At 71.1% G+C, this 25,616-nt stretch carries 21 protein-coding genes; 9 read left to right on the top strand and 12 right to left on the bottom strand.

Annotated features, from left to right (window positions below):
• Positions 1 to 61 precede the first annotated feature (61 nt).
• Entirely contained in the window at positions 62 to 727 is a 666-nt protein-coding gene (locus AB0H84_RS45335; protein ID WP_357619091.1) for a TetR/AcrR family transcriptional regulator, read from the top strand.
• Here AB0H84_RS45335 and AB0H84_RS45340 read toward each other — a convergent pair.
• The 5 genes from AB0H84_RS45340 to AB0H84_RS45360 form a co-directional block, all read right to left on the bottom strand.
• Positions 681 to 1,502 carry an ABC transporter permease gene (locus AB0H84_RS45340; RefSeq protein ID WP_357619094.1) on the bottom strand — a complete coding sequence of 274 codons (822 nt, stop codon included), beginning with the start codon at positions 1,500 to 1,502 and terminating at the stop codon, positions 681 to 683. The two genes, AB0H84_RS45335 and AB0H84_RS45340, sit on opposite strands and share 47 nt — an antisense overlap.
• A complete protein-coding gene (locus tag AB0H84_RS45345; protein ID WP_357619097.1) occupies positions 1,499 to 2,218 on the bottom strand; it encodes an ABC transporter ATP-binding protein in 720 nt (239 codons plus the stop codon). The genes AB0H84_RS45340 and AB0H84_RS45345 overlap by 4 nt, the downstream gene beginning before the upstream one ends.
• A 57-nt stretch (positions 2,219 to 2,275) precedes the next feature.
• The gene (locus AB0H84_RS45350) at positions 2,276 to 3,058 is read right to left on the bottom strand and encodes a CPBP family intramembrane glutamic endopeptidase (protein ID WP_357619100.1); all 783 of its coding nucleotides are present in this window, start codon (positions 3,056 to 3,058) and stop codon (positions 2,276 to 2,278) included.
• Between the two features lie 143 nt (positions 3,059 to 3,201).
• On the bottom strand, positions 3,202 to 4,815 hold the full coding sequence (gene mctP / locus AB0H84_RS45355; RefSeq protein ID WP_357619103.1) for a monocarboxylate uptake permease MctP: 1,614 nt from the start codon (positions 4,813 to 4,815) through the stop codon (positions 3,202 to 3,204).
• A complete protein-coding gene (locus AB0H84_RS45360; RefSeq protein WP_345002762.1) occupies positions 4,812 to 5,021 on the bottom strand; it encodes a DUF3311 domain-containing protein in 210 nt (69 codons plus the stop codon). Before AB0H84_RS45360 ends, mctP begins: the two co-directional genes overlap by 4 nt.
• A gap of 305 nt (positions 5,022 to 5,326) precedes the next feature.
• On the opposite strand from AB0H84_RS45360, the gene AB0H84_RS45365 reads away from it, so the two are divergent.
• Positions 5,327 to 6,217, top strand: coding sequence for an SDR family oxidoreductase (locus tag AB0H84_RS45365; RefSeq protein WP_357619106.1), 891 nt, complete (start codon positions 5,327 to 5,329; stop codon positions 6,215 to 6,217).
• A 1-nt stretch (position 6,218) separates the two neighbouring features.
• Here AB0H84_RS45365 and AB0H84_RS45370 read toward each other — a convergent pair whose 3' ends face one another.
• The 6 genes from AB0H84_RS45370 to AB0H84_RS45395 all read right to left on the bottom strand — a co-directional run bounded on the left by AB0H84_RS45370 (position 6,219) and on the right by AB0H84_RS45395 (position 15,750).
• The gene (locus tag AB0H84_RS45370; protein WP_357619108.1) at positions 6,219 to 7,160 is read right to left on the bottom strand and encodes a WYL domain-containing protein; all 942 of its coding nucleotides are present in this window, start codon (positions 7,158 to 7,160) and stop codon (positions 6,219 to 6,221) included.
• Positions 7,142 to 8,722, bottom strand: a complete 1,581-nt coding sequence (locus AB0H84_RS45375; RefSeq protein ID WP_357619111.1) for a CocE/NonD family hydrolase — start codon at positions 8,720 to 8,722, stop codon at positions 7,142 to 7,144. The genes AB0H84_RS45370 and AB0H84_RS45375 overlap by 19 nt, the downstream gene beginning before the upstream one ends.
• Before the next feature lie 79 nt (positions 8,723 to 8,801).
• Positions 8,802 to 12,296 (bottom strand): S8 family serine peptidase, encoded by a 3,495-nt coding sequence (locus tag AB0H84_RS45380; protein WP_357619114.1) that lies wholly within the window; start codon positions 12,294 to 12,296, stop codon positions 8,802 to 8,804.
• A 139-nt stretch (positions 12,297 to 12,435) separates the two neighbouring features.
• Positions 12,436 to 13,863, bottom strand: a complete 1,428-nt coding sequence (locus AB0H84_RS45385) for a glycosyltransferase family 39 protein (RefSeq protein ID WP_357619117.1) — start codon at positions 13,861 to 13,863, stop codon at positions 12,436 to 12,438.
• A gap of 11 nt (positions 13,864 to 13,874) precedes the next feature.
• On the bottom strand, positions 13,875 to 14,504 hold the full coding sequence (locus tag AB0H84_RS45390) for a TetR/AcrR family transcriptional regulator (protein ID WP_357619120.1): 630 nt from the start codon (positions 14,502 to 14,504) through the stop codon (positions 13,875 to 13,877).
• A 61-nt stretch (positions 14,505 to 14,565) separates the two neighbouring features.
• On the bottom strand, positions 14,566 to 15,750 hold the full coding sequence (locus AB0H84_RS45395; protein ID WP_357619123.1) for a cytochrome P450: 1,185 nt from the start codon (positions 15,748 to 15,750) through the stop codon (positions 14,566 to 14,568).
• Positions 15,751 to 15,996: 246 nt separating this feature from the next.
• Between AB0H84_RS45395 and AB0H84_RS45400 the strand changes: the two genes are divergently transcribed.
• The 5 genes from AB0H84_RS45400 to AB0H84_RS45420 all read left to right on the top strand — a co-directional run bounded on the left by AB0H84_RS45400 (position 15,997) and on the right by AB0H84_RS45420 (position 23,097).
• Positions 15,997 to 18,123: an anthranilate synthase component I gene (locus tag AB0H84_RS45400; protein ID WP_357619125.1), complete on the top strand. Its 2,127-nt coding sequence runs from the start codon at positions 15,997 to 15,999 to the stop codon at positions 18,121 to 18,123.
• 61 nt (positions 18,124 to 18,184) lie between these two features.
• Positions 18,185 to 19,336: an amidohydrolase family protein gene (locus tag AB0H84_RS45405; protein WP_357619128.1), complete on the top strand. Its 1,152-nt coding sequence runs from the start codon at positions 18,185 to 18,187 to the stop codon at positions 19,334 to 19,336.
• 100 nt (positions 19,337 to 19,436) lie between these two features.
• Positions 19,437 to 20,171, top strand: a complete 735-nt coding sequence (gene thyX / locus AB0H84_RS45410; protein ID WP_357619131.1) for an FAD-dependent thymidylate synthase — start codon at positions 19,437 to 19,439, stop codon at positions 20,169 to 20,171.
• Positions 20,172 to 20,472: 301 nt separating this feature from the next.
• A complete protein-coding gene (locus AB0H84_RS45415) occupies positions 20,473 to 21,591 on the top strand; it encodes a globin domain-containing protein (protein ID WP_357619134.1) in 1,119 nt (372 codons plus the stop codon).
• Between the two features lie 66 nt (positions 21,592 to 21,657).
• Positions 21,658 to 23,097, top strand: a complete 1,440-nt coding sequence (locus tag AB0H84_RS45420) for a sialidase family protein (protein WP_357619137.1) — start codon at positions 21,658 to 21,660, stop codon at positions 23,095 to 23,097.
• Between the two features lie 59 nt (positions 23,098 to 23,156).
• On the opposite strand, the gene AB0H84_RS45425 is transcribed toward AB0H84_RS45420, so the two are convergent.
• Positions 23,157 to 23,954: a helix-turn-helix transcriptional regulator gene (locus tag AB0H84_RS45425; protein WP_357619140.1), complete on the bottom strand. Its 798-nt coding sequence runs from the start codon at positions 23,952 to 23,954 to the stop codon at positions 23,157 to 23,159.
• A 140-nt stretch (positions 23,955 to 24,094) separates the two neighbouring features.
• Between AB0H84_RS45425 and AB0H84_RS45430 the strand changes: the two genes are divergently transcribed.
• Both AB0H84_RS45430 and AB0H84_RS45435 read left to right on the top strand, forming a co-directional pair.
• Positions 24,095 to 25,174: an exo-alpha-sialidase gene (locus AB0H84_RS45430; RefSeq protein ID WP_357619143.1), complete on the top strand. Its 1,080-nt coding sequence runs from the start codon at positions 24,095 to 24,097 to the stop codon at positions 25,172 to 25,174.
• A complete protein-coding gene (locus AB0H84_RS45435; RefSeq protein WP_357619146.1) occupies positions 25,175 to 25,477 on the top strand; it encodes a hypothetical protein in 303 nt (100 codons plus the stop codon).
• The last annotated feature ends 139 nt before the right edge of the window (positions 25,478 to 25,616 follow it).

Below are 25,616 nucleotides of genomic sequence, written 5' to 3' on the forward strand. Positions count from 1 at the left end.
TGCCGCCAGGGCGAGTGCCCCTCGGGCGGGCGTGCGATCGGCGGCGGCCTATCCTGGGCGGGTGAGTGGACGGGACCCGGACCGGCGCAGGGTGCTGCTCGACGCCGCCGACCGGGTGATCCTGGCCCAGGGCCCCGAGGTCTCGATGGCGGCCATCGCCGCCGAGGCCGGCATCACCAAGCCCATCCTCTACCGCCACTTCGGCGACAAGAGCGGCCTCTACCAGGCCCTCGCCGACCGCCACGTCCGCACCGTGATCGCCCAGCTGCGCCCTGAGCTCGCCGCGCCCGGGGCGGACCTGCGGGGCAGGGCGCGGCGCACCATCGGCGTCTATCTCGACCTGATCTCGGCCAACCGCAACCTCTACCGGTTCCTGTTCCACCGGGCCAGCTCCGAGGACCCCAGGATCCGCTCGCACATGACGGCCCTGGTCAGGGGCCTGGGGGAGGAGCTCGGCGGCCTGCTCGTCGCCGAGCGCGTGGTCCGGGAGCCGACGAAGGCGCAGGTGCTCGGGCACGCGTTCGTCGGCATGGTGCAGGCCACCTGCGACTGGTGGCTGGAGCACCCCGAGGTGGACCGCGCGGAGGTGGTGGAGGGGCTCGTGGACGTGGTCGCCGCCGCTCTCGGCCCCCGAAGCGCCGTCGCGTCCGGCTCCCGGGGCGGCTCCCGGGGCGCCGCCGTCAGTCCCCGAAGCGGGACAGCTTCCCACGCCGCCGGGCGTACCTGAGCGCCCACGCGAACAGCCCGAGCGTGCCCGCCAGGTAGACCACGTTGAGCGCGCTCGCCCAGGCCAGCCGGTCCCACGGCACCGCACCGCCCGCCATGACCGCGCGCATGCCCTCGAAGACGTGCGAGGCCGGCAGCAGCCACGCCGCCGCCTGCAGCGGCGCGGGCAGCACCGAGATCGGGTAGAAGATCCCGGCCAGCGGCTGTACGACGAACACCAGCGACCAGGCGATCACCTGCGCGTTCTCGCCGAAGCGGAGCACCGCCGAGATGCCGACCAGGCCGAGGGACCAGCCGAGCACGAGCAGCACCCCCATGAACGGCACCAGCCCCACCCCCAGGCTCGTCACCCCGAACCCGTACAGGGCGAAGGCGAGCCCGGCCATCACCGCGACCGCGAAGACCACCTTGCCCAGCGAGAACAGCACGAGCCCGATCAGGTACTCGGCGCTGGACAGCGGGCTGACCTGCACGTTGAGCAGGTTGCGCGACCAGATGTCCTCCAGGAACGCGATCGAGATCTCGTTGCTGGCCTTCTGCAGCACCTGCCAGAGCAGCACCGCCCCGAGCAGGAACGCCACCACGAACGGCACCCGCTGCGCCTGCAGGAACAGCGTGACGAAGCCCCACAGCACCAGCTCGACGGTCGGCCAGAACAGGATCTCGAACATCCTGACCGGGCTGCGCCGCAGCGCCGCGAAGTCGCGGCGGACCACGCCGAGGATCCGCGTGCGCCGCGCGGCCAGGCTCAGCGGAGGCAGGGTCAGGGACGTCATCCGCGTGCCACCTTCAGGAACACCTCTTCCAGGTCCTCGGCCCCGTAGTGGCCGGCCAGCTCCTCGGCGCTGCCCGCCGCCACGACGACGCCGTCCGAGACGAAGTGGATGCGGTCGCACATGCGCTCGACCTCGCGCATGTTGTGCGAGGTGATGAGCATGGCGCTGCCGTTCTCCCCGGCCAGGCGGGACAGCAGGCCGCGGATGCGGTCGCCGGCGTCGGGGTCGAGGTTGGCCGTGGGCTCGTCGAGCACCAGCAGCCTGGGGGCGTTGACCAGCGCCTTGGCGAGCTGCACGCGGGTGCGCTGGCCCGAGGACAGGGCCATCAGCTGCCGCTTGCGCAGCGGGCCCAGCTCGAACAGCTCGATCAGCTCCTCGACCCGGCGGCGCGGATGGCGTACGGCGTAGAGCCTCGCGAACGCGTCGAGCACCTCGTGCACCAGCAGCACCCCGGGCAGGTCCACGTAGCTGGCGGCGAAGTTGACCTGGCTGAGCGCCTCGGTGCGGTGCCTGGCCAGGTCGAGGCCGAAGAGCCTGATGCTGCCCGCGTCAGGGGTGATCAGGCCGAGCAGCATGTGGAGCGTGGTCGACTTGCCGGCGCCGTTGGGGCCGAGCAGGCCGACGACCTCGCCCTCGCCCACGGAGAGGCTGAGGTCGCGCACGGCGGTGACCCCTCCGAACCGCTTGACCAGATGGGACGCTTCCAGGATGGCCACCGGTCAAGCGTGCGTTCCGCGGGGCCGTCGGGGCAACGGGTTTTCCGGTCAACGGTTTCAGGGCAGCCAGCTCACGCGGCCGTGCAGGAAGGCGTATCCGACGAAGGCGACGGCGTCGATCAGCGTGTGCGCCACGACCAGCGGCATGGCCCGGCCCCACCGCTGGTAGAGCCGCCCGAACACCAGCCCCATCACGACGTTTCCGACGAATCCCCCGAACCCTTGATAGAGGTGGTACGACCCCCGCAGCACCGACGACACGACGACGGCCTTCCACGGGCTCCATCCGGCCTGCCCCAGGCGGTGCAGCAGGTAGCCGGCGACGAGCACCTCCTCCAGCACCCCGTTCTGCGCGGCCGCGAGCAGCAGCACGGGCACCTGCCACCACACCTGCGGGAGCTGCCCGGGGACGACGGTCAGGTTGACGCCGAGTGCCCACACGGCGAGGTAGAACGCCAGTCCGGTGCCGCCGATCGCCGCCGCCAGCACCGCCCCGCGCGCCACGTCGCGCGTCTTCTGCCCGAAGTCGGCGCCGATCGTGCGCAGCGACTCCCCGGAGCGCACCATCAGGTACGCCACCAGCCCGACCGGCGCCACCGTGATCGCGATGTCGACGAGCTGCAGCGTCAGGTCCAGCCACGGCCGCCCGGGGGCCATCGACCCGACGAGCACCGCCTGCTGGCCCTTCAGCTCCTTGGGCGCCGTGAGCGCGCCGATGAGCCGGACGAGCGCCACGAGGCCGCTGGCGCCGAGCGAGACCGAGAACACGACGAAGAGCTCGGCCCTGATGAGCTTGGGCGCGAGCACCGGGGACGGCGCGATGGGAGACTCAGTGCGCATGGCCGAAGAGTAGTCGTTCACTGATCGGATCAGGATAAACGCGAAATCGAAGGACTTCGGATGACACGCGGCCCGCACCGGAAAGACCGACGGCCCGCCCCCTCGCGGTGGGGCGGGCCGTCGGCCGGATCAGGTGGGCCGGATCAGTGGGAGCCGGTCAGATCCAGGTCCTTCACCTTCGGGTCGCCCTCGTCGGCGAAGTAGTCGCCACGAGCCGTCGCGTCCTCGCCGTCCGCCACCTTGGCCGCCCGGAACACCAGCGTGCCCAGCACCGCCACCACCAGGTTCACGATCAGCGCCAGGAATCCGGCGTAGATCGTCATCTTGGTGTCGAAGCCCAGGTTCGCCAGCCCGAACGCCGAGCCGCCGAAGTGCGCCTTGCCGTTGGCCGGGTTCGGGATGAGGTACAGCATCCACATGCCCGCGGCCAGGCCGGCCGCCCAGCCGGCGATCAGGCCGCCCTTGTGGAACCAGCGGGTGTAGAGGCCCAGGGCCACCGACGGCAGCGTCTGCAGGATGATCACGCCGCCGATGAGCTGCAGGTCGATCGAGAACTGCGGGTCGAGCAGCAGGATGCAGAGCACCGCGCCCACCTTGACGACCAGCGACACGATCTTGGAGACGTTGGCCTCCTGGGCGTCGGAGGCGTTCTTGTTGATGTACTCGCGGTAGATGTTACGGGTGAACAGGTTCGCCGCCGCGATCGACATGATGGCCGCGGGGACGAGCGCGCCGATGCCGACGGCCGCGTACGCGACGCCCGCGAACCAGCTCGGGAACATCTGGTCGAACAGCATGGGCACGATCGTGTTCGTGTCGGGCTTGCCGGTGGCCGCGTTCACCACGGGCTTGGTGCCCGCCGCGATGGCCATGAAGCCGAGCAGCGCGATCAGGCCGAGCACGAAGCTGTAGGCGGGCAGCGCCGACATGTTCCGCTTGATGACGTTGCGGTTCTTCGAGGCCAGCACGCCGGTGAGGCTGTGCGGGTAGAGGAAGAGCGCCAGCGCCGAGCCGAACGCCAGCGTCACGTACTGGAGCTGGTTGTTGGCGTTCAGGATGATCCCGTCGGCCGGTGCCGGGGTGGTCTCGAACTTCTTCTTGGCCGCGTCGAAGATGAAGTCCCAGCCGCCCAGCTTGGCCGGGATGTAGATGACCGCCGCCAGGATCACGATGTAGATCAGCGCGTCCTTGACGAACGCGATGAGCGCGGGCGCCCGCAGGCCCGACTGGTACGTGTACGCGGCCAGGATCGCGAACGCGATGATGATCGGCAGGTGCCCGGTGATGCCCATCGACTTCAGCACCGCCTCGATGCCGACGAGCTGGAGCGCGATGTACGGCATCGTCGCGACCAGCCCGGTGATCGCGATGATCAGCGCCAGGGTCGGCGAGCCGAAGCGGGCCCGTACGAAGTCGGCCGGGGTGACGAACCCGTGCACGTGCGAGACCGACCACATCCGCGCCAGCACCAGGAACACCAGCGGGTACACCACCACGGTGTACGGCAGCGCGTAGAACCCCAGCGCGCCGGAGCTGAACACCAGCGCCGGCACCGCCACGAACGTGTAGGCGGTGTAGAGGTCACCGCCGACCAGGAACCACGTGATCCACGATCCGAAGCTGCGCCCGCCGAGGCCCCACTCGTTCAGGCTCGCCAGGTCGTTGGGCCGCCGCCATCGCGCGGCCACGAACCCCATGGCGCTGACCAGCACGAACAGCAGGATGAAGACGATCAGCTCGGTCGTGTGGCCGTTCATTTGGTCATCCTGTAGACGATGGTCGTGGAGACGACGCCCACGATGATGAAGGCGAGCTGCAGCCAGTAGAAGAGCGGGAAGCCCAGCAGGCGTGGCTCGTCGGCGTTGAACAGGAACGTCAGCAGCGGCAGCACGATGGGCAGGACCAGCAGCCAGTTCCATGGGCTGCGGTCGGTGCGCGGCTGCCCGGGTTCCCCGGTAGTCATCGACCCTCCGATGAGTGGATCAGGAGCGGTGTTGGTACCAGATCCTGACGATTAGTCAATGGAGGGAGATTAGCTTTGCGGGGGTATTAAACCCAATGTCGGTAACATTACGTTTTGGCGTAAAATGCCGCGCCAGCCCCGTGAGTACCAGCTCTCACCTGGGCAAACCCTATACGTGCCCGGGGTCGCCATCCTGACCCGCTCGCCGAGTGGTCGTTTCCGCGCGCCGAGCGGTCGAGCCGCCGGGCAGAAGCCGGCGGAAAAGATGACATGAGGTGTCGGGTTTTCGCAAGACGATCGCTCCCATGATTGCTGTGGTAGCGGGAGCAACCCGCGGAACGGGACGAGGCATCGCGGTCGCGCTGGGCGCGGCCGGCGCGACGGTTTACTGCACCGGCAGGAGCACCCGGCAGCGGCGCTCCGAGATGAACCGGCCGGAGACCATAGAGGAGACGGCGGAGCTGGTGACCGCGGCCGGCGGCACCGGCATCCCGGTCCAGGTCGACCACCTGGACCCCGCCCAGGTGGCGGCGCTGGCCGAGCGGGTGGAGCGCGAGCACGGCAGGCTGGACGTGCTGGTCAACGACGTGTGGGGCAGCGACCACCTGTGGGAGTGGGAGACGCCGGTCTGGAAGCACGACATGGACAAGGGGTTCCGGCTGCTGAGGCTGGCGATCGACACCCACGTCATCACCAGCCGCCACCTGCTCCCGCTGATGATCAGGAACGAGGGCGGCCTGGTCGTGGAGGTCACCGACGGCACGTGGGCCTTCAACGAGACCCGCTACCGGGAGAACGTCTACTACGACCTGGCCAAGGTGTCGGTGAACCGGCTCGGCTTCGCCTGGGCGAACGAGCTGCGCCCGTACGGCGGCATCGGGGTGGCGGTCACGCCGGGTTTCCTGCGCTCGGAGGCCATGCTCGACCACTTCGGCGTCACCGAGGAGAACTGGCGGGAGGCGAAGGCGGACCCGGCCTGGCAGGTCTCGGAGACGCCCGCGTACGTCGGCAGGGGCGTGGCGGCCCTCGCCACGGACCCGGACCGGCAGCGCTGGTCCGGCAGGTCGGTGTCGAGCGAGGAACTGGCCGAGGCGTACGGCTTCACGGACGTGGACGGCAGCCGGCCACGGGTGTGGAGCTTCATCACGGAGGCAGTCGAGCCCGGCAAGGAGCTCAACCCGGCGGACTACCGGTGACCTACCGGTAGAGGGCGGACATGCGGGCGGCGGCGTCGGCGACCATCGCCCGCAGCTCCGGCGGATCCAGCACCTCCGCCTCCGGCCCGAACCGGAGCACCTGCGAGTACGCCACCTCCACCGACTCCACCTCCAGCCGCACCGTCCCGTCCGGCCGGAGCGAGGCGAGGGCCGCGTCGAGCGCGGCCGGGTCGGCGATGTGCCGCAGCATCCGCACCCCCCGCTCGCTGAGCCGCAACGTGACCACGTCCCGCAGCAGCGACCGGCTGAACTGCGCCGACTGCCCCGCCCAGAAGGCCGCCAGGTCGAAGGCGGGGTCCCGGTCGAAGGAGTCCGGGAGCACGGAGACCGCGCCGAACCGGTGCACCCGGAAGATCAGGAAGCGGGTCCCGAGCCGCGCGGCCAGGTACCAGGCGCCCGCCTTGAGCACCAGCCCGTACGGCTCCAGCGTCCGCACCCGCTCCTTGTAGACCGCCGAGACGCGGCGGTCGTTCCACACGGCCCTGGCCAGCGGGGCGAGGGCCGCCGGCGGCGGGTCGCCGCTCGCGAACCAGCCGGGCGCGTCCAGGTGGAAGCGCTGCGCCGCGACGGCGGGCGCGTCCCGCAGCGCGGGGGAGAGCGCGGCGGCGGCCTTCAGCCGGGCCGTGGCCGCCACCTCCTCCAGCCCCATCTCGCGCAGCGCCGCCGGCACCCCCGACAGGAACAGCGCCTCCGCCTCGGCCCGGTCCAGCCCCGTCAGCCGCGTCCGGTACCCGTCCAGCAGCCGGTACCCGCCGCCGCGCCCCCGGTCGGCGTACACGGGCACGCCCGCCTCCGACAGCGCCAGCATGTCCCGGTGCACCGTGCGCTCCGAGACCTCCAGCTCCTTGGCCAGCTCGGCCGCCGTCATCCCGCCCCGGCCCTGCAGCAGCAGGACCAGCGACATCAACCGCGAGGCACGCACAGCGGCAGCACCACGGCGGAGGGACGCTCGGGGGAGTGGAACACCTCGACGTCGGCGGGGACCATCGCGCCGTCGCCGTTGTTTAGGGGGTCGCCGGTGCCGTGGTTGCGGGCGATCGTCGGGTACGCCCCCGCCGCCACGTGCACCCTGATCCGGTGGTCGCGCCGGAAGCGGTGCGCGATCGGCCAGAGATCGACGGAGACCCGGCGCACCCCGGGAGCGGCGTCCGCCAGCCGGCGCACGCCCTCGCACACGTTGAGCGAGCGCCCGTCCGGGTGCACGTCGCACACCCGAACCACCACGTCGACGTGCGGCGTGCTCGACCGCACGAAAAGCTCAGCCCGCACCGGCCCGATCATCTCCACGTCCGACTCCAGCGCCGCTGAACTGTACACCAGCACGTCGCGCCGCTCCTCCAGCCGCCGCTGGTCGCGCGGCCTGGAGTCCCCGAGCAGCACGGGGCCGCCGATCACGGGCGTCGGATGCGCCGGGTGGTACCGGAACCGGTCGGGCGGGGAGTCCAGCGGCCCGTCGGTCCCCAGGCCGAATCCGCGCTGCAGGTGCCAGCGCTGCTCCCGCATCCCCGGCACCGGCCAGTCGGGGTAGTCGCGCCACTCCTCGGCCCCCGTCACGTAGAGCCGCACGGGCTCGGCCCGCAGCCCCGAGGGGTCGCCCAGCAGGTGCGCGCGGAACCAGGCCGACGCCTCGGCCATGGCGGGCCGCCCGTGCCGGGTGTCGACGTGGTACCAGGGCCCGATCGTCAGGTACGGCCGCCGCCCCGCGGCCCGCATCGCCGTGTAGTCCTTGAGCTGCCACGGCAGGAACACGTCGTACCAGCCGCCCAGCATGGTCACCGCCGCGTCCACCTCGCCCACCTTCAGGGAGAAGTCACGCCTTTCCCAATAGGTGACGGCCGGATCGGCGTGGTGGGTGAGCAGGTCCTGGTAGAACCGGAGCGGCCGCCCGGCCGACGCCAGGTCCAGCTCGGCCACGGGGCGGCCCGACAGGACCGCCCTGCGGGCCAGCCTCGGCGCGGTCAGCACCGCGGCGCCGCCGAAGCGGCGCGACATGGTGTCGGTGAGCGTGGTCCAGCTCAGCGTCGACTCCAGCGCGAACGCGCCGCCCACGTACGCCGCGTCCCTGAACTGCGAGGCGGTGATCTGCGTGGCCATGGCCTTGAGCTCCGGCCCCGCGTAGGGGGCGACGGCCCACTGCGTGTAGCCGAGGTAGGAGGGGCCGAACATCGCGAACGAGCCGCCGTACCACGGCTGCTCGCGCAGCCACGCCACGGTGGCCAGGCCGTCGTCGTGCTCGTCGCCGAGCGGGTCGAGCAGGCCGCCGGAGCCGAAGCCGCCGCGGCAGCTCTGGATGACGACGTGGAAGCCCTGCCGGGCGAAGCCGCGGCCGTAGTACCAGCCGAACAGGCCGCGCCGGCCGTACGGGGAGCGCATCAGGATGACGGGCGCCCGACCGCCGCCGGCCGGCGCGTAGTGGTCGGCCAGCAGCGTCACGCCGTCGGGCATCGGCACGGGAAGATCCCGCTGGAGCCGAACGCGTCTCATGTACTTACCAGTAACATACGCCGTCCGGTCCCGGTATCCCGGGGGCGTCCGTTCCAGGTAAGGACGCCCCCGGGAGCCGCTACGACAGCGCCTTGTCCGGGCGCTCCGAGATGCGGACGGCGTTCACGATCGTCGCGCCCTGCCGGGTGGCGAAGCGCACGTTGAGCTGGCCGTCGGTGACCTTCACCGTGTACTGCCGGCTCACGGCCGTGTACGTGCCCGCCTCCAGGGCCAGGTCGAGCGCCGGGATCGCCAGCTCGCCCTCGACCAGCACGTCGAAGACGCGCTTGCCCGGCTGCGTGCTCTTGATGTCGGCGAAGTCCAGTTCGACGGTGTACGTGCCGGCGGGCACGTTGTCGAACCGGTACTCCAGCATCTTCTCCCTGGCGGTCCTGAACAGCGCCTGGTCGCCCGTCCCCGCGATGGTCCTGGACGTGCTCGCCGTGCTGGTCGAGGTGGCCACGTAACCGTAGCTCCCGGCCGCGTACTTCTTGTCGGGCGTCCAGGTGTCACCGGCGCTGTCGACCACGTTCTTGCCGGCGCCCGCGTCGATGGCCACCTGGAGCTTGGGCACCACGACCGTCACCTTGATCTCGATGGTCGGCTGCCGGCCGCTGGCCGACCGGACGAGCAGCTTGCCCGTCTTCACCGTGCCCGGCGCGACGCCGGCGCTGGAGAGCGTCGCCTTCAGCGTCACCTTCTGCCCCTTGGCCAGCTCGCCCGAGGCCGGCGTCGTGGCGAACCACGGCTCCGAGACCACCGTGTACGGCGTGGGCGAGCCCAGGTTCGTCAGCTCCAGGGTCCGCGTACGGGTGGACTCGGCCGGCATCACCACGGTCAGCTCGGCGGACGACGCGCTCACCCGCCCGGTGACCAGCGCCGTGTCGATCCGCGTCACCGTGGCGGCCGCCACCGTGACGGCCTTGGTGAAGGTGCCGTAGTTCTCCTTGGAGACCACGACCGCGTAGTCGCCGGCCGGCACCTGCCCGTAGAACGAGCCGTCCGCGCCGGTCGTGAACGTGGCCACGTCGCCCACCTTCACCGTCGCCCCGGCCAGCGGCTGGCCGTCGTTGGCGTCGGTGACCGCGCCGATGACCAGGCCGTGCCTGCTGGCCGTGAACGTCAGGCCCTGCCCGGTGGAGAGCACGGGCTCCTCGAACGCGTACAGCATGGCGTCGTCGCCCGCCGCGTTCTCGATGCCGACGGTCGCGCTGGAGCCTCGCTCGCGCTCGCTGTCGATGTCCTTGTACCGGAACCCGATCGAGCCGTCCTCTCCCAGCAGCGCCGAGAACGACACCCGCTGGTCGCTCGCGTTGTAGAAGCCGACGTTGCGCCACTCCACCACGAACGTCCGGTGCGGCGCCGTGCCCGTCACCGCCGTGTAGACGCCGGCCTGGGCGTCCACCGTGAGGTCGTCCCAGTACGCGTAGACCGCGTTGTTGGGGGTGGTCGTCGTCGGGAGCCGGCCGTTGCTGCCGGTGGTGGCCTTGTCGGTGGCGAACGAGATGTTCCCGTTCGTGCTGATCCAGGCCTTGCCGTACCCCGTGCCGTAGAAGGGCACCGGGAACGGCAGCGTCACCTGCTGGGCGTCGTCGTCGCCGGTCAGCGCCAGCTTCTCGGTGCCCGCCACGTACGCCTGCGCGCCGCTCTTGCAGGTGTAGCCGAAGTTGTCGCCGCGCAGCGGCAGCTCGATGTCCTTGGCCACGTCGCCGGCCACCGAGACGGACGCCGTCGTGCCGCTGGAGCAGCGGGAGACCGGCGTGACCTTCAGCTGGTAGTCGCCGTGCGGCAGCGTCAGGCTGTAGTGGCCCGCCGCGTCGGTCACGGCGCTCACCGGCGTGCCGGTGGCCGCCACCGTCGCGCCCTGCTCGGGCGCGCCCGCCGTGCTGACCGTGCCGGAGACCGTGCCCGTCGCCTGCCCGGTCATGGTCACGTCCGCGGTCGTGGACTGCCCGGCCGTGATCGTGGCCGGCGCGGTGGCCTTGTCGTAGCCGAACTTCTCCGCGCTGACCTGGTAGTCGCCGGGCAGCAGGCGCGGGACGGCGTACGTGCCGTCCTGGCCGGTCGTCACGGTGCGGGTCAGCGGCCCGGAGACCGTGACCGTCGCCCCGGCCACGGGCGCACCGCCCGCGGTGACCGTGCCGCGCAGGTCGCCGACCCCCTCGTGGGGCGCGGCCTGTACGGCGGCGTACGCGTCGAGCCTGCCCTCGCCCCAGACGTTGTTGTCGGCCGCGGTGCCGCCGCAGCTGGTGTCGCTGACGTCGATCGCGGTGCTGTCGAGCAGCGGCCGGGTGGCCGCCACGTTGCCCTGCAGCCCCGGCGAGCCCGACCAGATCAGCGCGACCGTGGCCGCCACGTGCGGCGAGGCCATCGACGTGCCGGTGTAGCTGCTGTAGGTGTTGCCGGGGGTCGAGGAGCGCACGTTGACGGCCGGGGCCGCGATGTTCGGCTTGATCTCGCCGTTCTCGCCCTCGCCCTTGCTCGAGCGGTTGTACAGCGTGTTGTTGACGTCGAAACCGCCCGCGCTGTAGCTGCTCACGTAGTCGCCCGGCGAGCCGCTCGTGCGGCAGGCGGGGCCCTCGTTGCCGTTGGCGAACGCCGGGAAGATCCCGGCCGCGACCCACGCCTCGACGATCTCCTTGTACCAGAAGTCGTTCCCCGGCCCGCCCCAGGAGTTGTTGACGATGTCGGGCGCCAGGTCGGGGCGCGGATTACGGCCGTTCAGGTCCGTGGGCGCCAGGATCCACTGGCCGGCCGCCAGCAGGGAGGCGTCGGTGCAGGTGTTGACCTCGCAGCCCTTGGCGGCGATCCACTTGGCGCCGGGCGCGACGCCGATGCCGTTCGCGCCGACCATCGTGCCCATGGTGTGGGTGCCGTGGCCGTTGTTGTCGCACGGCGCGGCCGTCGGGCACACGTGCGCCGGGTCGAACCAGTTGTAGTCGTGCGTGAACGTGCCGTCCTGGTTCCTGCCCCGGTAGCTCTGGACCAGCTCGGGGTGGTCGAACTGGGCGCCGGAGTCGATGTGGGCGACGACGATGCCCTCGCCGCGGTTGCCCAGCTCGCTCCAGACGCGCGGCGCGTTGATCCGGTCGATGTTCCACTCAACCGCGTTGACCTTGTTCTCCGCACTGCCCGAGACAGGCTTGGGCAGGGAGTAGGTGCGGACCGGCTCGAGGCTCTCGACCTCGGGCAGCTTGGCGATCTCGCCCGCCAGCTTCTCGTCGGCGGTCACCCGCACCGCGTCGACGATCCAGTACGGGGTGTAGTCGGCGTGGCGGGAGTCGAGCAGTTTGCGCAGGTTCTGCTGCGAACTTTTGGCCCGGTCGGTCTTCGCCTCGAAGACCAGCTCGGCCTTCGCGTCCTTGGTGACGGCCCGGCGGGCGCCGCTCAGGTCGGCGGCCCCTTTCATCCGGACCCAGAAAGTGGCTTTGTCGTCCCGTGCCAGTTTGGCCTGGACGGTCGCGTTTATTTTCGCGGGATCCGGCGCCGCGTGGGCCGCGGCCTGCGGAACGGATAAGCCGGCGATGACGACGATCCCAGTGAGGATCGCCCGCCAGCGGGGGGTTTGGGGCACCGCGCCTCTCCTTCGAGACTTTCGAGACTTTCGACACAAGAGGTGATCTTCACGCCTCTGTCGAGAAGCGTGAAGAGATCTTGTCGAGAAAGCAAGAGGTGCCGCGAAATGTAACGTGACTGGCTGAAATGTAATCTGGTCAGCTGAAATGTCGCCACATGGGCCACATGGCGGACCAGGGCTGCTTCGGCCCCCTGCACAGGTAGACCGGCAGGCCCTGCTCCTCGTTGTCGACGCCCGCGCCGTTGTCGATCCTCGCCTTCTCCTCGCAGGAGCCGAACTGCGCGAGGCCACGTGGCCCGAAGTTCACCAGGATCGCGGTCGTGGCGCTCTCCGGCGGCGGGCCGTACTCCCAGAGCTGGTTGTGGCCCGAGTAGACGCGCGGCACCCCGGCCCGCGCCAGCGCGCCGTACTCGCCGTAATTGCCCGTCACCACCACCGCCCGCGCCTGCTCCTCCGGGGAGAGCGCGCCGCGCACGCCGCTGACCGCGGCGACGAACCGCGGCCAGCCGACCGACTCGCGCGCCACCTCGTTGATCGCCGGCACCGGGCTCGAGGCCAGCTCGGCCACCGGGATGAGCGGTAACGCGATCACGGCCGAGCCGAGGCCGCTGAGCACCACGCCCGCCAGCCACGGTCGCCAGGCCTTCTCGGCGCTCACGCAGCCCGCGGCGAACAGCAGCAGGATCAGCCCGGCCGTGTAGTCGAAGCGCCCGCCGCTGATCAGCGTCAGCGCCGCCGCCACCGGGTAGGCGACGGCCAGTGCCCGCACCCGCCGGTCGCGCCACAGCCGCACGAACCCGAAGGCCGCGAGCACCGACACCACCGGCCCGAACAGCGCCAGCTGCATCGGCACGAACAGCACCCGCATCTCGGCGCCCTTGTTCGCGCTGAGCGCCGCCGCCATCTTCAGCTGCGGCCAGTCATGGGTGACCTGGTAGATCAGGTTGGGCACGGCGATCACCACCGCGACCAGCGCCCCCGCCCACAGCCACGGGCTCGCCAGCACCCGCCGCGGCCCCGCCGCCAGCAGCCCCACCGCGAGCCCGATCACCAGCAGCGCGATGAGGTGCTTGTTGTACGTGGCCAGCCCGATCACCGCGCCCGCCGCGAGCCACCAGCGCGGCTGCTCGCGCAGCAGCGCCTTCAGCATGAACAGGATGGCCGCCGCCCACAGCGGCAGGTCGAAGCTGAGCGTCAGCAGCGAGTGGCCCGCGATCATCGAGTACGCGCCCGTCGCCGTACCCAGCGCGACCATCACCTGCGCCGCCCGGCCGCCCGCCAGCTCGCGCGCGATCAGGGCCATGAGCACGACCAGGATCGCGACGGCCAGCGCCGGGAACACCCTGATCCCGGTGAGCGTGTCGCCGAACAGCGCGATCCCGGCCCTGGCCAGCATGGGCGTCAGCGGCGGCTGGTCGACGTACCCCCAGGCGGGATGCTCCGACAGCACGCGGAAGTACAGCTCGTCACGGTGATAGCCGTACAAGGGGCTCAGCGCCAGCAGCACCCCGAACAGCAGGACCGCGATCACCGTCACCGGACGCCAGGCTGAAGGCCGCTCCATGGCCCCCAAAGCTAGATCGTTTCGACTCCCTTTGTCACCGGCCGATAGCCGAACTGTTTCATGATCTTCAGGAAGTACGCCTTGATCTGCTCGGCGCTCTGATCGTCGGGACGGCTGACGAGATGACCTATCACCGCGCTGGTCAGGACGTCCTGCACCACGTCGACGTCGACGTGCGCCGGGAGCTCCCCGCGGTCGCGGGCCAGGTGGAGCGCCTCGCGTACGACCGCCGCCCGCCGCCCGGCGTTGGCCTCCTGGTACGCCCTGATCAGCTCGGGATAGTCGTCGACCGTGCCGAAGACCCGGCGCAGCAGGACCCGGTTGCGCGGCTCGGCCAGGTGCCCCGCCCAGTCGCCGAACATGTGGTCGAGGTCGCGCCAGCCGGGGAGACCGGGGTCGTCGTCGTGGTGTGCCAGCTGCAGGGCCCGTACGAGCAGCTCGGTCTTGTCGGCGTACCTGCGGTAGACCGTCGCCCTCGTCACCCCGGCCCGCTTGGCGACCTGCTCGATGCTGGTCTGGGTCGCGCCGTGCTCGATGAGCAGGTCGAGCGCGGCCGTGAGGATGGCCAGGTCGGCCTCCTGGCTGCGCGGCCGGCCGGCGGGCCGCGGTGCTCGCGTGGCGAGGTCGTCGGTGGTCATCATGCCTGGCGGGTCACCATCTCGTCGTAGAGCCGGTCCGGCAGCAGTCTATTGACCACGCCGGTCATGTCGCGGCATCCCAGGTGACCGGGAGGCTGTGCACCCCGTAGATGAGCATGTCGGTACGGAGCGGCACCTCGCCGGGCTCGACCGCCAGCCGCAGCGACGGGAATCTCCTGAACAGCGCCGGATAGCCCACCCGCATCTCCACCCTGGCCAGCTGCTGGCCGAGGCACTGGTGCACGCCGTGACCGAAGGCCACGTGGCCGCCGGTGTCCCGGCGCAGATCGAGGGCGTCCGGGTCGGGGAACCGGCTGGGGTCGCGGTTGGCGACAGGGAGGGAGATCGTGACCGACTCTCCTTTCCTGACCAGCTCGCCGCCCAGCTCGACGTCCTCCAGCGCCGTACGTACGAGCATGGGGACGATGCTGAGGTAGCGCAGCAGCTCCTCCACCACCTGGTCCGCCCGCTCGGGCTCCGCGCGCAGGACGGCCAGCTGGCCGGGGTGGCGCAGCAGCGCGAACGTGCCCAGGGCGAGCATGTTCGCCGTCGTGTCGAGCCCGGCCCCCAGCAGCATGAACCCGATGTTGGCCAGCTCCTCGTCGGTGAGGTCGCTCCTGGTGAGGCCGCTCAGCACGTCATCGGTGGGCTCGGCCCGCTTGGCCGTCACCAGCTCGCGCATGTGCGCCTGCATCGCCAGGAACGCGGACATCTTCTGCGGGAGCTCCGCCCGCGTGAGCGCGGCGGCCTCGGTCATGAAACGCGGCCGCTCCTCGTCGGGCACGCCGAGCAGCTCGCAGATCACCACCGCGGGCACCGGTCCCGCGAAGTCCCGCACCAGGTCGGCCGGCGGGCCCTGCCGCTCCATGAGGTCCAGCCGCTCCTCGGTGATCTCCTCGATGCGCTCGGTGAGCAGGCGCATCCTGCGCACGGTGAACTCGCCGGTGAGCAGGTGGCGGTAGCGCGTGTGCCGGGGCGGGTCCATCCCGACGAACATCCCGGGAGGCGAGGGCCGGGCCTCGCCGGTGCCCGCGATCGGGATGTGCCGCAGCTCGGAGCGGGCGCTGAAGCGGCGGTCGGCCAGCACCTCCCGCGCCAGCGCGTGGCTGGTGACGAGCCAGCCCAGGTGGCCGTCGGGGTAGGCCAGGCGGGCCATGGGACGGGTCTCGCGCAGCTCGGCGAGGTCGTGCGGCGGGTCGAACGGGGTGGGCCGCTCGGTGGGGAGCGTGATCGCCTCGGTCTCGGTCATGTCGGCTCTCCTTTCTATGAATACAGTACAGCTCTGTATTCAAACTCGCCGAACCGGGTCGGCGTTGCGCGATCATGGTCCGCCGGTTACTCTGTCCTCATGCGAAATCACGCCCAGCTGCAGTGGTGGCGCCGCTCCTAGGCGGCGTTGTGTTTCGCATTCCTGAACGGACGGCCGCCCCGGATGGCGGCCTTTCTTGTGCCCGCCCCCGGGGCTCGATCATTTGACCTGGTAAAGGGGCACGAAGTGGAGACGAGCGGATATACCACCGCCGGGGGCATCGGGGTCGAGCGCGAGGCGCGCGAGGTGGACGAGGCCGCGCTGGAAGAGATCGTGACCGCGCTCGGGACCAGGCGCGGCGGCGCGTTCTCCTCGGGCATGGACTACCCCGGCCGCTACAGCCGATGGGCGTTCGGCTACGTCGACCCCTGCGTCGAGCTGGTCGCCAAGGGCCGCGTCATCTCGGCCACCGCGCTCAACGACCGCGGCCGAGTCGTGCTGCCCGCTGTCGCCTCCTGCCTGCTGGCCGCGGGCAAGCCGGTCTCCGAGCCCACGCCCGACCACGTCGCGGTGCACGTACCGGAATCGGAGGATCTGCTGCCGGAGGAGCTGCGCAGCCGCCGGCCCACCGTCTTCACCGCGATCCGCGAGGTCATCGCCGCCTTCAGGGGCGACGACCCGCACCTGGGCCTGTACGGCGCGTTCGGCTACGACCTGGCCTTCCAGTTCGAGCCCATCAGGCAGGAGCTCGTCCGCCCCGACGACCAGCGCGACCTCGTCCTCCACCTGCCCGACCGGCTCGTCGTGATCGACCGGCAGCGCGAGACCAGCGTCGAATACCGCTACGAGTTCACCGTCGACGGCGCCACCACCCGCGGCCTGGAGCGCACCGGCGCCACCGCCGAGCCGGTGATCCCCCGCGAGCTGCCCAAGGACCCCGAGAAGGGCGAATACGCCAAGGTCGTGGCCGCCGCGAAGGAGCGGTTCAAGCGCGGCGACCTGTTCGAGGTCGTGCCCGGCCAGGTCTTCCACGCCGTCTGCGCCGACCCGTCGGGCTTCTACCGCAGCCTGCGGCAGAGCAACCCCGCGCCGTACGAGTTCATCATCAGCCTCGGCGAGGGCGAGCACCTGGTCGGCGCCTCGCCCGAGATGTACGTCAGGGTCAGCGGCGACCGCGTGGAGACCTGCCCCATCTCCGGCACCATCGCCCGCGGCAGCAACCCGGTCGAGGACGCCGAGGCCATCCGCACCCTCCTGTCCAGCGTCAAGGAGGAGTCGGAGCTGACCATGTGCACCGACGTCGACCGCAACGACAAGTCGCGCATCTGTGTCCCCGGCACCGTCAAGGTCATCGGCCGCCGCCAGATCGAGCTCTACTCCCGGCTGATCCACACGGTCGACCACATCGAGGGGCGGCTGCGCCCCGAGTTCGACGCGCTCGACGCGTTCCTCACCCACATGTGGGCCGTCACGGTGACCGGCGCGCCCAAGACGTGGGCCATGCAGTTCATCGAGGACCACGAGGCCACCACCCGCCGGTGGTACGGCGGCGCCATCGGCTTCATCGGCTTCGACGGCTCCATGAACACCGGCCTGACCCTGCGTACCGCGCAGATCAAGCACGGCGTGGCGGCCGTGCGGGCCGGGGCCACGCTGCTGTTCGACTCCGACCCCGAGTCGGAGGAGCGCGAGACCGAGCTCAAGGCCAGCGCCCTGCTCGGCGCCCTGGCCGCGGTCAACCAGCCCGGCTCCGTGCCGGCCCCCGAGGTCAGGCCGCAGCCGGGCCAGGGCATGAAGGTGCTGCTCGTCGACCACGAGGACTCCTTCGTCAACACGCTCGCCGACTACTTCCGGCAGGAAGGCGCCGACGTGGTGACGCTGCGCCACGGCTTCCCGGCCCACATGATCGACGAGATCGCGCCCGACCTGGTGGTGCTCTCGCCCGGGCCCGGCTGGCCCTCCGACTTCGGCATGTCGGCGCTGATCGACCAGATCTACGCCCGCGATCTGCCCGTCTTCGGTGTCTGCCTGGGGCTGCAGGCCATGGTCGAGCAGGCCGGCGGCTCGCTGGAGCTGCTCGACTACCCCGAGCACGGCAAGCGCGGCCAGGTCTCCCGGCTGGGCGACAGCGCGCTGCTGGAGGGGCTGCCCGAGGAGTTCACCGCGGCCCGCTACCACTCGCTGCACGCCAAGCAGCCGGGCGTCGTCGGCTTCACGGCGACCGCGCTCACCCCCGACGGCAACGTCATGGCCATCGAGGACGTGGAGCGGCGGCGCTTCGCCGTGCAGTTCCACCCCGAGTCGATCCTCACGCAGGAGGGCGGCGCGGGCGCGAAGATCATCGCGAACGTGCTGCGCCTGTGCCGCAAGTGAGCGGCCCCCGTCGTAGGTAAAACCGCCGCGAGGGCATGCGGGGCTCCCCTAGAGTCTCCGCATGCTCCCCGTAGATCTCCCCTCCACGGTGCGTGACGCGCTGCTCGCCCCGCTCGTCGACCACCACTGTCACGGGGTACGCCGGGACGACCTGAGCAGAGCGCGGTTCGAGCTGCTCATCAACGAGGGCGGCAGCCCCGCGCCGCCCGGCACCACCCATTTCGACACGCCGTTCGGCGCGGCCGTGCGCCGCTGGTGCGCCCCGGTGCTAGACCTGGAGCCGCATGCGCCGCCCGCCGTCTACCTCTCCCGCCGTGAGGAGCTGGGCGCGGCCGAGGTCAACCGGCGGCTGCTGGCGGGGGCCGGGGTGGTGGCCTTCCTCGTGGACACCGCCCCCGGGGCCGACGACATCGAGGTGCTGACGGCCACCGAGATGGGCCGCCACGGCGGGGCCGCCGCCGACGAGCTCGTACGGATCGAGCAGATCGAGCGCGACGTGGCCGAGACGGCCCAGTTGGCCGTGGACTACCTGGACGCGCTCGGCGAGGAGCTGGCCGCCAGGGCCGCCAGGGCGGTCGGGCTCAAGACCGTCATCGGCGCGCTGTGCGGCCTCGACTTCGACCCGTCCAGGCCGAGCAGGGGATCGGTGATCGCGGCGGCCAACCGGCGGCTGTCGGACCCCAAGCGGCCGCTGACCGACGAGGTCATGCTGCGTCACCTGCTGTGGAGCGCGATCGACGTGGCCAGGGAGCGGGGGCTGCCGGTGCAGTTCCACACGGGCTTCGGCGGCTCGGGGCTCGACCTGCACCGCACCGACCCGGGCAGGCTGAGCGAGTTCGCCGGGATGCTGCAGCCGCTCGGTGTGCCGCTCATCCTGCTGCACTGCTACCCGTACCACCGCCAGGCCGCCTACCTCGCCGGCGTCTACCCGCACGTGTACGTGGACGTCGGCCTCGCCCTCCCGCACACCGCGGCGGCCTCGGCCAGGGTCGTGGACGAGCTGCTCGAGCTGGCGCCCTTCCACAAGCAGCTGTTCGGCTCCGGCTGCCACAGCGTGGCCGAGACGGGCTACCTGGGCGCGCTGTCGTTCCGGCGGGCGCTGGGCGCGGCGCTCGCGTCACGGCTCGCGTCGGGGGAGTGGAGCCCCGCCGACGCGGCCCGGGTCGCCCACATGATCGGCTCAGGCAACGCCCGCCGCGTCTACCGCTTGTGAACGCGTGATCGGGTGGCCCGCCCCCGCTGACTCGCGCCGAGCGGCCCTGACCTGGTTTGCTTGAGGCCGTCACCACACCCAACCTGAGCGGGGGCTCTCCATGGGCAGCGTCGAACGCGAGACCGAGATCAAGTTCCGCAGCGATGTGGACGTGGAGCTGGTGAAGGCCGCCGCGTCCGACGCCGACGTGCTGTGGGCCGCGCGCGTCTCCACCAAGGGTGAGAGCTCACTGGCAGAGATCGAAGCCGACCCCCAGCGCTCCAAGGGCCTCATCAACTTCCTGATGCGCGACCGGCACGGCACGCCGTTCGAGCACTCTTCCATGACCTTCTACATCAGCGCGCCGATTTTCGTTTTCCGGGAGTTCATGCGGCACCGCACCTTCTCCTACAACGAGGAGTCCGGAAGATACCGGAAGCTGATGCCGGTCTTCTATGTGCCGGGGCCCGACCGGAAGCTGGTGCAGGAGGGAAAGCCCGGCAAGTACGTGTTCCTGGACGGCACGGCCGAGCAGCACAAGCTGGTGACGGAGGCGACCCAGGAGAGCTGCCGGCAGTCCTACCGGGCCTATCTGGAAATGCTCGAGGCGGGCGTGGCGCGCGAGGTGGCCCGCACCGTCCTGCCGGTGGGCCTCTATTCCTCGATGTACGCCACCTGCAACGCCCGTGCCCTGATGAACTTCCTGTCGCTGCGGGTGAAGCGGGAGGACTCCGCGTTCCCGTCGTTCCCGCAGCGCGAGATCGAGATGGTCGCCGAGAAGATGGAGGCCTTGTGGGCGGAGCTCATGCCGCTCACCCATGAGGCGTTCGAGGCCAACGGGCGCGTCTGTCCCTGAACCGGGCGGGGCGGGTGCCGGGGAGCCCGTCCGGGATCCAGGCACCCGCCTCTCATTGAATGTGATTGTTATTCGCATTTACCGACCGAAAAACCAGCACGGAAAATCACCAGATGGCTACGGACAGCTCGCATCCCACCGTATTGGGGGGAAACGGTTGTGGCGGGTCATCGGTGGTGTAAGACTCAATTTCGAGCGCATCGGAGTGCCGGGGAGGGACCGGGCGCTCAAGACCCGGAGCCGTCAAGGAGGTGAACGACACGACCGGAATGCCTTTCCGGTCCCTAGGTGGGGTTGGTAAATGTCGTTGAATCCGCGCCTGGTAAAAGAGAGTTTCTCCGTCATCGAACCGCAGGCCGACAAGGCCACGGCCTATTTCTACGGCCGGCTGTTCGCCGAAAGTCCGCACTTGCGCGGCATGTTCCCGCCGGCCATGGACGTCCAGCGGGACCGCCTGTTCAGCGCGTTGACGCGGATCGTGTGGAGCCTGGACAGCCCGGACAGCCTCGCGGCTTACCTGGGCCAGCTGGGCAGGGACCACCGCAAGTACGGCGTGCTCGCCGAGCACTACACCGCCGTCGGCAACGCGCTGCTCGCCACCGTGCGCCGCTTCGCGGCCGACGTCTGGAACCACGAGATCGAGGCCGCCTGGGTGGCGGCGTACACGGCGGCCGCGGAGCTCATGATCGGAGCGGCCGGGTCCGACACGGAGGCCGCGCCCGCCTGGTGGCTGGCCGACGTGATCGACCACGAGCAGCGCCATCGCGACATCGCCGTCATCACGCTGCGGCCCACGGAGCGGATGGCGTTCACGCCGGGTCAGTACGTCACCGTGCAGACCGCGCGCTGGCCCCGCGTCTGGCGGACGTTCTCCATCGCGAACGCGCCGCGCCCCGACAACACGATCAGGCTGCACGTGCGCTCGGTCCCCGGGGGCTGGGTGTCCACGACGCTCACCAGGCACACCCGCATCGGGGACACCCTCATGCTGGGCCCGCCGATGGGCACGATGGCCCCGTGCGACCGTAGCACCCGCGACGTGCTCTGCGTGGCGGGCGGCACCGGGCTGGCGCCGCTGAAGGCGATCATCGAGCACATCATCGCCTCGGGCCGCCGTCCCAACATCCACCTGCTGTACGGCGCGCGCACGTCCGAGGAGCTGTACGACCTGCCGGACCTGATCAGGATGGCGTCGTCGTTCCCCTGGCTGCGGGTGCTGCCCGTGGTGTCGGACGAGCCCTCGTTCGACGGGATGCGGGGCCACCTGCCCGAGGTCACGCAGCGCTTCCACTCCTGGGCCGAGCACGACGTGTACGTGTGCGGCCCGACCTCCATGGTCAACGAGACGGTCCGCCGCCTCCAGGTCGACGGCGTCCCCCTGTCGCGCATCCACCGGGACGTCATCCAGGCTGAACGCTGACAGATCTTGACAGGTCGGGTCGAAAGGTGCGAGGTAGGGGATGACACGCCAACGTGGAGGTGGACTGTGCCATCCCCCGCCAGGCGCCGAGGAATCGGCGGGCTGCTGATCATCACGCTCCTCCTGACCCCCGTCCCGGCCCTGGCGTCCGAGACCGTCCCGCTGACGGAGCTCGGAGCCGACTCCTACGCCAACGCCACCAGCCAGCACGGCACCCAGGCCGGCCCCGACACCTTCCAGGCGGGCACGACCGTCGTGGCCGCGCAGCAGGCGGGCCGGTTCTTCGACGGAGGGGCGTCCGGCATCGCGTTCGCGACCTCCACCGACAACGGCGCCACGTGGACCAAGGGCGTCCTGCCGGGGATCACCACGTTCGGCGGCGGGCCCTTCGACCGGGTGAGCGACCCCTCGGTGGCCTTCGACGCCAGGCACGGCGTCTGGTTGATCTCCTCGCTGGCGCTCACCGACACCGGCGGGATCGCCGGGGCGGCCGTGGTCACCAGCCGCTCCACCGACGGCGGCCTGACCTGGGCGGAGCCCGTCACGACCGCCGTCGCGGACGGAGGAGACCTGGACAAGAGCTGGACCGCCTGCGACAACGCCCCGCGCAGCCCCTTCTACGGCCGCTGCTACACGGTCTACGACGACGCCGCCGCGGGCAACGCGATCAAGGTGTCCCGCTCCTCCGACGGCGGCCTGACCTGGCAGGAGAGCGCCACGTCCGCGACCGGCCTCGGCGCGCAGCCGGTCGTGCGGCCCGACGGCGCCGTCGTGGTGGCCTACCTGAGCAGGGAGCAGCAGATCCGCTCCATGCGCTCCGGCGACGGCGGCGCGAGCTGGGACGCCGGCGTGCTCGTCGCGACCGTGCGGCGGCACCTGGTCGCCGGTGGCCTGCGGGCCTTACCGCTGCCGTCGGCGGAGAGCGACGCGCGCGGCACCGTGTACGTGGCCTGGCACGACTGCCGCTTCCAGCTCGGCTGCGGCGGCAACGACATCGTCATGAGCACCTCGGCCACCGGCGAGGAATGGGGCCACGTCACGCGCGTCACGGACGACGGCGGCGACCACGTCATTCCCGGGCTCGGCGTGGACCGCGACAGCTCGGGCGGCACCGCCCGGCTGGCGCTCGCCTACTACCGCTACCCCTCCGCCGACTGCACGGCCGCCACCTGCCGCCTGACGATCGGCTACACCTCCTCGGACAACGGCGGCGGGAGCTGGTCGCGCCCCGCCGAGCTGCACGGGCCGATGGACCTCGGCTGGTTCGCCAACAGCGCGCACGGCCGCATGGCGGGCGACTACCTGTCCACCTCGGTCATCCCCGGCGGCAACGCCTACGTGGCCTTCACGGCCGCGGCCGCCCCCTCGGGAGGCGCGTACGACGTGCGCACCTACACCGTCACAGGCGGCCTGCCGATCACCGGCGGCGGCCGCGCCACGCTCGCGATCGAGGCGCCCGTCGCGGCGGGCGAGCCGGCGCCCGACCTGCCCGCCACGGCCCGCTGACCGTACCCTCCTGAAGACCTGACCTGCCCGCCACGGCCCGCTGAGGGAGCCTGACCGGGCTAACCGGCCTGGAACGCGGCCGCCGTCTCCTCGTCGTTCGGCCAGAACGTCTCGATGGCCAGCTCGGAGACCGTCACGTCCACCGGCGTGCCGAACGTCGCGATCGTGGTGAACATCGACAGCACCCGATCCCCGGCCGCGATCCGCAGCGGGACCAGGATGTCCGCAGGGCCGGGCACGTGCGCCACGTTCAGGTCCACGCCCTCGTACGTGTACGCGGCCAGCTCGTCGTGCAGCTCGGCCAGCCGCCCGTCGCCGGACACCTCGGCCTGCCTGCGCAGCTGGTGCAGCAGGTGGGCCCGGACCTCGGGCAGGTTCAGCAGCCGGCCGCCCATCGCCTGCGGGTGCAGCGACAGCCGCATCACGTTGATCGGCTCCTTCAGCAGCTCGTCCGGCACCCCCTCCATGAACATCGAGGCCGCCGAGTTGGCCGCCACCAGGTTCCACGCCGCGTCCACCACGACCGCCGGGTACGGCTCGTGCCCGGCGAGGATCTTGTCCAGCGCCTGGCGAACCAGCCCGAACTCGGGGGCGCGTACCTCTCGTTCGGGATAGATCGGCGCGAACCCGGCGGAAACCAGCAGCCTGTTGCGGTGCCGCAGCGGCACCTCCAGCTCCTCGGCCAGCTTGATCACCATCTCGCGGCTCGGCCGGGCGCGCCCGGTCTCCAGGAAGCTGATGTGCCGGGCCGAGACGTCGGCCTCGATGGCCAGGTCCAGCTGGCTCACCCGCCGGCGCTGCCGCCACGAGCGCAACAGATCACCAAAAGACTCGTCATATATGGCTACGGCTCCCATGTCCGGCACACTACTGCCTGGAGGGAAGCGTCTCGATTACCTGTCAGGTAATGCGGCTCCTGTGGGAGGAAAACTCCCAGTCCTCAGAACCTGTCGGTCCCGCGTGGCACGATGGCCGCACGACGACAAGGAGCGTAACCATGAGTGACGCAGTCCTCGCGATCGGCACCCGTAAGGGCCTGTTCCTCGCCCGCTCGACCGGCGGCGGCCCGTTCGAGCTTGAGCCGATCCAATTCTCCACGGTCGCGGTGCCCTCGGTGGCGATCGACGCCCGCGGCGCCACACCCCGGCTCCTGGCCGGCATCGAATACGGTCATTTCGGTCCGTCCGTCGTCTATTCGGACGACCTCGGGAAGACGTGGGACGAGGCCGAGCAGCCGCCCATCGCCTTCCCGGAGAAGACGGAGACGACCCTGACCAGGGTGTGGCAGCTCGCGCCCTCGCCGTCCGAGCCCGGCGTGGTGTGGGCGGGCGTCGAGCCCGGCGCGCTGTTCCGCTCCGAGGACGGCGGCCGCACGTACCGGCTGGTCGAGGGGCTGTGGGAGCACCCGCACCGGCCGCAGTGGCAGCCGGGCGGCGGCGGGCTGTGCCTGCACACGATCGTCCTGCACCCGAGTGACCCCCAGCGCATGGGCGTCGCGATCTCCACCGGCGGCTTCTACCGCACCACCGACGGCGGCCTGTCGTGGGAGGCCGCCAACAAGAACATCCGGGCCCCGTTCCTGCCGGAGGGGCAGCAATACCCCGAGTTCGGGCAGTGCGTGCACAAGGTCACCATGGATCCGTCCCGGCCGGAGCGGCTCTACCTGCAGCACCACTTCGGCGTCTACCGCAGCGACGACTTCGGCGGGAGCTGGCACGACATCGGCTCGGAGCTGCCGTCGGACTTCGGCTTCCCGATCGCGGCGCACCCGTCGCGCTCCGGCACGGTCTTCGTCCTGCCGCTGACGGCCGACATGGACCGCACCCCGGTCGACCACCGCTACCGCGTCTTCCGCAGCGACGACGCGGGCCGGACGTGGCGGCCGTTCGGCGGGGGGCTGCCCGACGGGCCCGTGCACGGCAGCGTGCTGCGTGACGCGATGACCGCGTCGGAGGCCGGGCTCTTCTTCGGCACGCGCGACGGCGAGGTCTACTGCTCCCGCGACGACGGCGAGACCTGGTCACTGGTCGGCCGCCACCTGCCCGACGTGCTCACGGTGCGCGCGGCGGTGCTCTAGATGATGGTGACGATGGTGGTCTTCGTGCTCCCGGTCATGCTGCGGCGGTGGGTGAGCGGGAGCGCGGAGGTCAAGGTCTTCGCCGTCGCCGCCGAGCGCGGCTCCGCGCCCACCCTGGGGTCCGCGCTCGACATGCTCCGGCGTACGCACCCGCTGCTGGAGGAGCGGCTGCGCGACGAGTACGGGCGCATCCGCCGGCACATCAGCATGATCGTGTGCGGCGAGAACGCCACGGGGTTCGGCGACCTCGACTGCGCCCTGCCCCCGGGCGCCGAGGTCTACGTCACGCCCGCGCTGGCCTGAGCCCCGCCGGATCCCGTCTCGGCGGCCCCATCACCCCCGGCACAGCCCCGCGGGGGCGCCGCCGGGGGCCGGGCCGCCGGTGCCGCATGCCCTGACGCCGTGCCGCCTGAAAGCCCTGCGACGAGGGCGGCACATCACC

Origin of the sequence: Nonomuraea sp. NPDC050786, assembly GCF_040654115.1 — a bacterium.
Lineage (GTDB): Bacteria > Actinomycetota > Actinomycetes > Streptosporangiales > Streptosporangiaceae > Nonomuraea.